Source organism: Streptomyces sp. NPDC089915, assembly GCF_040684675.1.
Taxonomy (GTDB): domain Bacteria; phylum Actinomycetota; class Actinomycetes; order Streptomycetales; family Streptomycetaceae; genus Streptomyces.
The window spans coordinates 1-4,101 of sequence record NZ_JBFBGN010000252.1 but is presented as its reverse complement, the minus strand read 5'-3'; the positions used below and the strand labels follow the sequence as shown (position 1 = coordinate 4,101).

3 protein-coding genes and 1 pseudogene are annotated in these 4,101 nt (G+C 69.2%); all 4 read right to left on the bottom strand.

Going from position 1 to position 4,101, the window contains the following annotated elements; all coding sequences use genetic code 11:
* Positions 1-259, bottom strand: a pseudogene (locus tag AB0O29_RS34340) (NADH-quinone oxidoreductase subunit N); the annotation flags it as partial.
* Positions 256-1,848 (bottom strand): NADH-quinone oxidoreductase subunit M, encoded by a 1,593-nt coding sequence (locus AB0O29_RS34335; RefSeq protein ID WP_365159892.1) that lies wholly within the window; start codon positions 1,846-1,848, stop codon positions 256-258. The gene AB0O29_RS34335 and the pseudogene AB0O29_RS34340, both read right to left, overlap by 4 nt.
* Position 1,849: 1 nt before the next feature.
* Positions 1,850-3,745: an NADH-quinone oxidoreductase subunit L gene (gene nuoL / locus AB0O29_RS34330; RefSeq protein WP_365159889.1), complete on the bottom strand. Its 1,896-nt coding sequence runs from the start codon at positions 3,743-3,745 to the stop codon at positions 1,850-1,852.
* A 12-nt stretch (positions 3,746-3,757) separates the two neighbouring features.
* Positions 3,758-4,057, bottom strand: a complete 300-nt coding sequence (nuoK, locus tag AB0O29_RS34325) for an NADH-quinone oxidoreductase subunit NuoK (protein ID WP_045946785.1) — start codon at positions 4,055-4,057, stop codon at positions 3,758-3,760.
* Positions 4,058-4,101: the final 44 nt, after the last annotated feature.

Here is a 4,101-nt window from a genome sequence, read left to right as displayed (position 1 = left end):
TGCCGCCGTACCCGCCGGCGGCGAGGCCGACGACCGCCGCGAAGGCCGCGGCGAGGGAGGCGACGGCGAGGAACACCTGGACGTAGTAGCGGGACCTGCGCGGGACGAAGGCCTCGACGAGGACGCCGAGGACGGCCGCGCCCACCACGATCAGCGTGGGCGCGAGCTGGGCGTACTCGATGTGCGGGGCCGGGATCCTGTCGGCCGGTCCGTTGGCCGCCAGTGTCAGCAGGCCCTGGGCAGCAGTCGCGGCGCTCACTTGACCGCCTCCCCGTTCTTCGCTTCGACGGCGACCTCAGGCTTGGGGTCCGTCTTCTTCACGTCCGACATCGTGTGCCGCACCGACGGGTTGACGATGTCGGTCAGCACCTTGGGGTAGACGCCCAGTCCGATCAGCAGCGCGATCAGCGGGGCGACCACCAGCAGCTCCCGCGGGCGCAGGTCCGGCAGGGAGCGGACCTCCTCCTTGACGGGGCCGGTCATGGTCCGCTGGTAGAGGACCAGGGTGTACAGCGCGGCGAGCACGATGCCGACGGTGGCGATGACGCCGACGACCGGGTACCGGGCGAAGGTGCCGACCAGGACCAGGAACTCGCTGACGAAGGGGGCCAGTCCCGGCAGGGACAGGGTGGCGAGGCCGCCGATCAGGAAGGTGCCGGCGAGGACCGGGGCCACCTTCTGGACGCCGCCGTAGTCGGCGATGAGCCGGGAGCCGCGCCGCGAGATCAGGAAGCCGGCGACCAGCATGAGCGCCGCCGTGGAGATCCCGTGGTTGACCATGTAGAGCGTGGCGCCCGACTGGCCCTGGGAGGTCATCGCGAAGATGCCCAGGATGATGAAGCCGAAGTGCGAGATGGACGCGTAGGCGACCAGCCGCTTGATGTCCCGCTGTCCGACCGCGAGCAGCGCGCCGTAGACGATGCTGATCAGGGCCAGGACGAGGATCACGGGGGTGGCCCACTTGCTGGCCTCGGGGAAGAGGCCGAGGCAGAAGCGGAGCATCGCGAAGGTGCCGACCTTGTCGACGATCGCGGTGATGAGGACGGCGACCGGGGCGGTGGCCTCGCCCATGGCGTTCGGCAGCCAGGTGTGCAGCGGCCACAGCGGGGCCTTCACCGCGAAGGCGAAGAAGAAGCCGAGGAAGAGCAGCCGCTCGGTGTTGGTCGCCATGTCGAGGGTGCCGGCGGCGCGGGCGGCGGTGATCTCCTGGAGGGAGAAGTTCCCGGCGACCACGTACAGCCCGATGACGGCGGCCAGCATGATCAGGCCGCCGACCAGGTTGTAGAGGAGGAACTTGACCGCGGCGTAGGAGCGCTGGGCGGCCGCGTTCTCGTCGGAGCCGGCGTGGGCGCGGTCCCCGAAGCCGCCGATGAGGAAGTACATCGGGATGAGCATGGCTTCGAAGAAGATGTAGAAGAGGAAGACGTCGGTGGCCTCGAAGGAGATCACCACCATCGCCTCGACCATCAGGATCAGGGCGAAGAAGCCCTGGGTGGGGCGCCAGCGGGAGGAGTTGGTCTCCAGCGGGTCGGCGTCGTTCCAGCCGGCCCCGATCACGAAGGGGATCAGCAGGGCGGTGAGCGCGATGAGCGCCACCCCGATGCCGTCCACGCCCAGTTCGTAGCGGACGCCGAAGTCGGCGATCCAGGCGTGGGACTCGGTGAGCTGGTAGCGGGCGCCGCCGGGGTCGAAGCGGACCGCGACGAGCACGGCCAGGGCGAGCGTCGCCAGGGAGAACAGCAGAGCGAGCCATTTGGCGGCGGTCCGCTGCTTGGCCGGGACGGCGGCGGTGAGGACCGCGCCGACCGCGGGGACCGCGGCCGTCACCGTCAGAAGCGGGAAAGTCATGTCACACCGCCCTCATCAGCAGGGTCGCGGCGATCAGGATCGCCGTGCCCCCGAACATCGAGACCGCGTAGCTGCGGGCGTAGCCGTTCTGCAGCTTGCGCAGCCGGCCCGAGAGCCCGCCGACCGAGGCGGCCGTCCCGTTGACCACTCCGTCGACCAGGCTGTGGTCGACGTACACGAGCGAGCGGGTCAGGTGCTCCCCGCCGCGCACGAGGACGACGTGGTTGAAGTCGTCCTGGAACAGGTCCCGGCGGGCCGCCCGGGTGAGGAACGAGCCGCGCGGGGCGACGACCGGGACGGGCTTCTTCCCGTACATGACCCAGGCGATGCCCACTCCGATGACGAGGACCACCATGGTGGACAGGGTGACCGTCAGGGCTCCGACGGGCGGGTTGCCGTGCTCGTGCCCGGTGACCGGCTCCAGCCACTTCAGGAAGCGGTCGCCGATCCCGAAGAAGCCGCCCGCGAAGACCGATCCGAAGGCCAGCACGATCATCGGGACGGTCATGGACTTCGGGGACTCGTGCGGGTGCGGGGCGTGGCCTTCCGCGTCCGGCTGCCAGCGCTTCTCGCCGAAGAAGGTGAGGAGCATGACGCGGGTCATGTAGAAGGCGGTGATGCCCGCGCCCAGGAGCGCCGCTCCGCCGAGGATCCAGCCCTCGGTGCCGCCCTTCGCGAAGGCCGCCTCGATGATCTTGTCCTTGGAGAAGAAGCCCGACAGGCCCGGGAAGCCGATGATGGCGAGGTAGCCGAGGCCGAAGGTGACGAAGGTGACCGGCATGTACGTGCGCAGGCCGCCGTACTTGCGCATGTCCACCTCGTCGTTCATCCCGTGCATGACGGAACCCGCGCCGAGGAAGAGGCCGGCCTTGAAGAAGCCGTGCGTCACCAGGTGCATGATCGCGAAGACGTAGCCGATGGGGCCGAGGCCGGCGGCGAGGACCATGTAGCCGATCTGCGACATCGTCGACCCGGCGAGGGCCTTCTTGATGTCGTCCTTGGCGCAACCGACGATCGCACCGAAGAGCAGCGTGACCGCGCCGACGACGGTGACCACCAGCTGGGCGTCGGGCGCCCCGTTGAAGATCGCGCCCGAGCGGACGATCAGGTACACGCCGGCGGTGACCATGGTGGCCGCGTGGATCAGGGCCGAGACCGGGGTCGGGCCCTCCATCGCGTCACCGAGCCAGGACTGCAGCGGCACCTGGGCCGACTTGCCGCAGGCGGCCAGCAGCAGCATCAGGCCGATCGCCGTCAGCGTGCCCTCCGACGTCTTGCCCACGCTGGCGAGGACCGGCCCGAAGGCGAAGGTCCCGAAGGTGGTGAACATGATCATGATGGCGATCGACAGGCCCATGTCGCCGACCCGGTTGACCAGGAAGGCCTTCTTCGCGGCGGTGGCCGCGCTGGGCTTGTGCTGCCAGAAGCCGATCAGGAGGTACGAGGCCAGGCCGACGCCCTCCCAGCCGAAGTACAGCAGCAGGTAGTTGTCGGCGAGGACGAGCAGCAGCATCGCCGCGACGAACAGGTTGAGGTAGCCGAAGAAGCGGCGGCGGCGCTCGTCGTGCTCCATGTACCCGATCGAGTACACGTGGATGAGCGTGCCCACCCCGGAGATCAGCAGGACGAAGGTCATCGACAGCTGGTCGAGCTGGAAGGCGAGGTCCGCCTGGAAGCCCTCCACCGGCACCCAGCTGAACAGGTGCTGGTGCAGGGTGCGGTCCTCGGCGCCGCGCCCCAGCATGCCGGCGAAGAGGACCACGCCGATGCCGAAGGAGACCGCGGCGAGCAGGGTCCCGAGCCAGTGGCCGGCCTTGTCGAGGCGCCGGCCGCCGCACAGCAGCACCGCCGCCCCGAGCAGGGGCGCGCCCACCAGCAGCGCAATCAGATTCTCCACTGTGAACGCCCCTTACAGCTTCATCAGGCTGGCGTCGTCGACCGAGGCCGAGTGGCGGGTACGGAACAGCGACACGATGATCGCGAGGCCCACCACGACCTCCGCGGCGGCGACGACCATCGTGAAGAACGCGATGATCTGGCCGTCGAGGTTGCCGTGCATCCGGGAGAAGGCCACGAACGCGAGGTTGCAGGCGTTGAGCATCAGCTCGACGCACATGAACAGCACGATGGCGTTGCGCCGGATGAGGACGCCGGCCGCGCCGATGGTGAACAGCAGGGCGGCCAGGTACAGGTAGTTGACCGGATTCACTTCGAGGCCTCCTCTCGGGAGTCGCGGCCGAGGCGCTCCGCGGA

Coding starts and splice junctions, on each gene's coding strand:
- AB0O29_RS34335 (WP_365159892.1), bottom strand. CDS start 1,848: ATGACTTTCCCGCTTCTGACGGTGACGGCCGCGGTCCCCGCGGTCGGC.